Annotated in this window: 6 protein-coding genes and 1 pseudogene; 4 read left to right on the plus strand and 3 right to left on the minus strand. The window is 69.2% G+C overall.

Annotated elements, in window-relative coordinates; translation table 11 throughout:
* The 4 genes and pseudogenes from AC1D01_RS22130 to AC1D01_RS22145 all read left to right on the plus strand — a co-directional run.
* Window positions 1-340 (plus strand): annotated as a pseudogene (locus AC1D01_RS22130) (SAM-dependent methyltransferase); the annotation flags it as partial.
* Between the two features lie 25 nt (window positions 341-365).
* On the plus strand, window positions 366-1,247 hold the full coding sequence (gene dapA / locus AC1D01_RS22135) for a 4-hydroxy-tetrahydrodipicolinate synthase (RefSeq protein WP_477870095.1): 882 nt from the start codon (window positions 366-368) through the stop codon (window positions 1,245-1,247).
* 99 nt (window positions 1,248-1,346) lie between these two features.
* Complete coding sequence (gene bamC / locus AC1D01_RS22140) at window positions 1,347-2,522, plus strand: NlpB/DapX family lipoprotein (protein ID WP_477870101.1); 1,176 nt, start codon at window positions 1,347-1,349, stop codon at window positions 2,520-2,522.
* Window positions 2,523-2,544: 22 nt separating this feature from the next.
* Window positions 2,545-3,321, plus strand: a complete 777-nt coding sequence (locus AC1D01_RS22145) for an MBL fold metallo-hydrolase (protein ID WP_477870104.1) — start codon at window positions 2,545-2,547, stop codon at window positions 3,319-3,321.
* Between the two features lie 69 nt (window positions 3,322-3,390).
* On the opposite strand, the gene AC1D01_RS22150 is transcribed toward AC1D01_RS22145, so the two are convergent.
* From AC1D01_RS22150 to AC1D01_RS22160, 3 genes are all read right to left on the minus strand, one after another.
* Window positions 3,391-3,621 carry a hypothetical protein gene (locus tag AC1D01_RS22150; RefSeq protein WP_465113218.1) on the minus strand — a complete coding sequence of 77 codons (231 nt, stop codon included), beginning with the start codon at window positions 3,619-3,621 and terminating at the stop codon, window positions 3,391-3,393.
* Window positions 3,622-3,775: 154 nt separating this feature from the next.
* Window positions 3,776-4,267: a hypothetical protein gene (locus AC1D01_RS22155; RefSeq protein WP_477870097.1), complete on the minus strand. Its 492-nt coding sequence runs from the start codon at window positions 4,265-4,267 to the stop codon at window positions 3,776-3,778.
* A gap of 33 nt (window positions 4,268-4,300) precedes the next feature.
* On the minus strand, window positions 4,301-4,519 hold a 219-nt coding region (locus AC1D01_RS22160), incomplete at its 5' end, for a winged helix domain-containing protein (protein ID WP_477870099.1).

Raw genomic sequence — 4,519 nt, forward strand, 5'->3', positions numbered from 1 at the left:
CCATTTCGACGCCGTGGACGTCACCAACTACCTGTGGCGCCCGCTGCTGCCCACGCTGTGCCAGGCGCTGGCCGACGGCGGCGTGCTGATCTACGAGACCTTCGCGCACGGCCAGCAGGGCGTGGGCCGGCCGGCCAACCCGGATTTCCTGCTGCGCCCGGGCGAGCTGCTGGAAGCGGCGCGCGGCCTGCGCGTGGTCGCGTTCGAGGACGGCTTCCTCGGCTCGCCGGCGCGCTTCGTGCAGCGCATCGCCGCGGTGAACGCGGGCGCCGACCCCGGCGGACCGGGTGAAATCCCGCGTTATCTGCTGGACGCCGGGCACCCCCCGCAGGGTGAGTAAAATCCGTGGATTCCGAGGATCCCGCATGAAATCCATTGTTGGCAGCATCGTCGCGCTGATCACGCCGATGCACGAGGACGGCAGCGTCGACTATGACGCGCTGCGCCGCCTGATCGACTGGCACATCGACGAAGGCACCGACTGCATCGGCGTCGTCGGCACCACCGGCGAAAGCCCCACGGTCTCGGTCGAGGAGCACTGGGAGATCATCCGCGTCGCGGTCGAGCATGTGCGCGGCCGGGTGCCGATCATGGCCGGCACCGGCGCCAACTCCACCCGCGAGGCCATCGAGCACTCGCGCTATGCCCGCAAGGCCGGCGCCGACTGCACGCTGTCGGTCGTGCCGTACTACAACAAGCCGTCGCAGGAAGGCATCTACCAGCACTTCAAGGCCATCGCCGAAGCGGTGGACATCCCGATGGTGCTGTACAACGTCCCCGGCCGCACGGTCGCGGACATGCTGCCCGAGACCACGCTGCGCCTGGCGCAGATCCCCGGCATCGTCGGCATCAAGGAGGCCAGCGGCAACATCGAGCGCGCCGGCTGGCTGGTGCGCAATGCGCCGAAGGGCTTCTCGATCTATTCCGGCGACGACCCGACCGCGATCGCGCTGATGCTGCTGGGCGGCCACGGCAACGTGAGCGTCACCGCCAACGTCGCGCCGCGCGCGATGCACGAGCTGTGCAAGGCCGCGCTGGCCGGCCAGGTGCGCGAGGCGACCGACATCCACCTGAAGCTGCTGCCGCTGCACAAGAACCTGTTCGTCGAGCCGAGCCCGGCGCCCACCAAATGGGCCCTGTCGCGGCTGGGCCGCTGCGGCGCCACGCTGCGCCTGCCGATCGTCGGGCTGACGGCCGCGGGCCAGGCCACCGTGGAACAAGCGATGCGCGAATCGGGTCTGCTGTGAGCGGCCCCTGCGACCTGCGCTGACGCGATTGCTTCCGTTCCACCTTCTTCATTCCCCCTCACCGGCTCGGCCGGCGCCRCTGTGGCACTGTCCTCGGAGATGTACAACGTGACCCGTTTTCCCCTGAACCCTCTCGCCAAGGCACTCGCTGCCGCCCTTTCGCTGGGCCTCGCCGCAGCCGGATGCTCGTCGATCGAGACGGCCGTGACCGGTGAGAAGGTCGACTACAAGGCCGCGACCGTCAAGGCCACGCCGCTCGAAGTGCCGCCCGACCTGACGCAGCTGCAGAACGACTCGCGCTACAACGTGCAGAGCGGCGGCACCATCAGCGCCACCACCTTCCAGAATCCGCAGGCAGCGGGCAACTCGGCGGCCCCGGCCGCCGGCCCGGCGACGCAGTCCGTGGCGCCGAACACCCTCGGCCAGGCCCGCCTGGAACGCCAGGGCGACCAGCGCTGGGTCGTCACCACGCAGACACCCGAGCAGGTGTGGCCGCAGCTGCAGGCCTTCTGGAAAGAGCGCGGCCTGACGATCTCGCTCGACCAGCCCGAAGCCGGCGTGATGGAGACCGAGTGGGCCGAGAACCGCGCCAGGCTGCCGGACGACCTGATCCGCCGCACGCTGGGCCGCGTGATCGACGGCCTGTACTCCACCGGCGAGCGCGACAAGTACCGCACCCGCGTCGAGCGCGGCGCCAACGGCACCGAGATCCACATCGCCCACCGCGGGCTGCGCGAGGTCTACGTCGGCCAGCAGAAGGAATCGACGGCCTGGGAACCGCGCCCGAGCGAGCCCGAACTCGAAGGCGAGATGCTGACGCGCCTGCTCGTGAAGCTCGGCGCGAAGGACGAGCAGGCCAAGCTGGCGTCGCAGCAGGCCGCGTCGGCGCCCGCCGCCGCCACGCCGCACGCGCGCGCTGTCGAAGGCCAGGCGGCCGCGACGCTGCAGGTCGACGATGCCTTCGACCGCGCCTGGCGGCGCGTCGGCCTCGCGCTCGACCGCAGCGGCTTCACCGTCGAAGACCGCGACCGCACGCAAGGCGTCTACTTCGTCCGCTATGTCGACCCGGCGATGGCCGGCAAGGAAGAACCCGGCTTCTTCAGCCGCCTGTTCGGCACCGGCGAGAAGGGCAACTTCGCGCCGGTGAAGTACCGCGTGCGCGTGGTCGGCCAGGGCGACGTGAGCCTGGTGTCGGTGCTCGACAGCAAGGGCGAGCCGGAGAACGGCGACGCCGGCAAGCGCATCGTCGGCCTGCTGGTGGACGAGCTGAAGTAAGCGCCGGAGAGCGATCCGCATGCTGCGTTTCTGCAGCCTTGGCAGCGGCAGCACCGGCAACGCGACGCTGGTCGAGGCCGGCAGCGGAAGCACCGTCACGCGGCTGCTGATCGACTGCGGCTTCTCGCTGCGCGAGCTGGCGCTGCGACTGTCGCGCACCGGGCTCGCGGTCGACGACATCGATGCGGTGTTCGTGACCCACGAGCACGGCGACCACGTCGGCTGCGCGCTGACGCTCGCGCGCCGTCACCGCGTGCCGCTGTGGACGAGCCTGGGCACCTGGCGCGCGATCGGCGATCCGTCGGTGGAGGAGTGGCTGAACGTCGCGCGCGACGGCGAAGCCATCGCCATCGGCGACCTGCAGCTGCTGCCCTACACCGTGCCGCACGATGCGAACGAGCCGCTGCAGCTGCGCCTGACCGATGGCGATGCCTGCCTGGGCGTGCTGACCGACATCGGCTCGTCGACGGCGCATGTCGTCGCGCACCTGCAAGGCTGCGATGCGCTGCTGCTGGAATGCAACCACGACCTGCAGATGCTCGCGAACTCGAGCTACCCGGCCTCGCTGAAGCGGCGCGTCGGCGGGCGGCTCGGGCACCTGTCGAACGAGACCGCGGCCGAGATCCTCGCCGCCTGCCACCATGCCGGGCTGCGCCACCTGGTGGCCGCGCACCTGAGCCGGCAGAACAACCGGCCCGAACTGGCCGTTCAAGCGTTGCTCGGTGTGACGGGCGGCAACACGGACGACATCATCGTGGCCGATCCGGCACTCGGATTCGGGTGGCTCTCGTTGCGCTGACTTCTGCGCTGAAAAGTGCGGACGTAAAAAAGCCGCCCGAAGGCGGCTTTCTCACATCGCCGAAGCGATTTACTTGACAGCCGAAGCGGCGGCCGAAGCGGCACCGGCAGCAGCCGAAGCAGCGTCCGTGGCAGCCGAAGCGGCCATTGCAGCGCCCGAAGCGGCGGCATCAGCCACCGGAGCGGGAGCCGGAGCCGGCGTGGCAGCCGGAGCAGCCGGAGCGGCCTCTTCCGGCTTCTTGCCGCAAGCGGCCAGAGCAACAGCAGCAACCAGGGAAGCCAACAGAAGCGACTTTTTCATACTTATCCTCAATGAAAGGTTCAGACAATTACCGGTAATTGTGGGAACCCTCCGATCAATCGATACACGGCAGATCCCCAACGGACTCAGACCTACGAAAGCTCGAGCGTTTCGTAGGTCCAGCCCATGATTATACGCAGACGCAGTGCATACCCTATAGGCCCAGGGTTGTCGCAGGAAAGGCCTCGACAGAGCGTTGCAAAAGTGCATCAAGGTGTTCGCGCGTGCGCACCGCGTCGCCCTCGTCGGTGGACCAGCTCGCGCGGTACTGCGCCGGGTTCAGCAGCCGCAGCGTGACCAGGCCCGGGGCCAGCAGCACGGTCGGGACATCGCGCTCGTCGTCGCCGTCGGGCGAGCGGCATTCGACGATGTGCGACCACTGCCGGCGCCATTGCGCGAAGCGCGCGTGGCGCCGCGACACCTCGTCGAAATGCCCACCCAGCATCGTCAGCTTGCGGTGCGCAAAGGCCCAGCGCGTCAGGTGATCGAGCACCGCGTGCTCGCCGAGCGGCCAGTCGGCGAAGTCGGGGTCGCTCAGCAGCAGCTCGCGACAGCCCTGCTCCGCCGCGAGCGCGAAGCCCTCGCGCAGGGCCTGCAGGAAATCGCTGCGCGACGTGATGATGCGGGGCGTGCCGGTCTCGTCCATCGAGGTCCTCCTTGGCTTCAGGCCGCGTGCTCTTCAGGTTGGTGAAATGGGGCGCACCCAGCCCGCCTGCGCCCATTGGTCGAGCAATCCGAAGGCATCGTCGCTCAGCCGCGCGACATCGGCAAGCGCCAGGCTGCGGCTGTCGGCGAGCGAGCGCATCAGCCGCGCATCGCGGCCGGCGGCGCGAAACGAATCGCCGTTGATGAACACATGCCGATCGTCGTACATCATCCGCGTGCGGCGGTCCAGGCG

The organism is Rhizobacter sp. P3_B12 (genome assembly GCF_056402895.1).

What these genes read in the sequence shown, in the direction of transcription:
- dapA (WP_477870095.1), top strand. Translation starts at nt 366, where the DNA reads ATGAAATCCATTGTTGGCAGCATCGTCGCGCTGATCACGCCGATGCAC.
- bamC (WP_477870101.1), top strand. Translation starts at nt 1,347, where the DNA reads ATGTACAACGTGACCCGTTTTCCCCTGAACCCTCTCGCCAAGGCACTC.
- AC1D01_RS22150 (WP_465113218.1), bottom strand. Translation starts at nt 3,621, where the DNA reads ATGAAAAAGTCGCTTCTGTTGGCTTCCCTGGTTGCTGCTGTTGCTCTG.
- AC1D01_RS22155 (WP_477870097.1), bottom strand. Translation starts at nt 4,267, where the DNA reads ATGGACGAGACCGGCACGCCCCGCATCATCACGTCGCGCAGCGATTTC.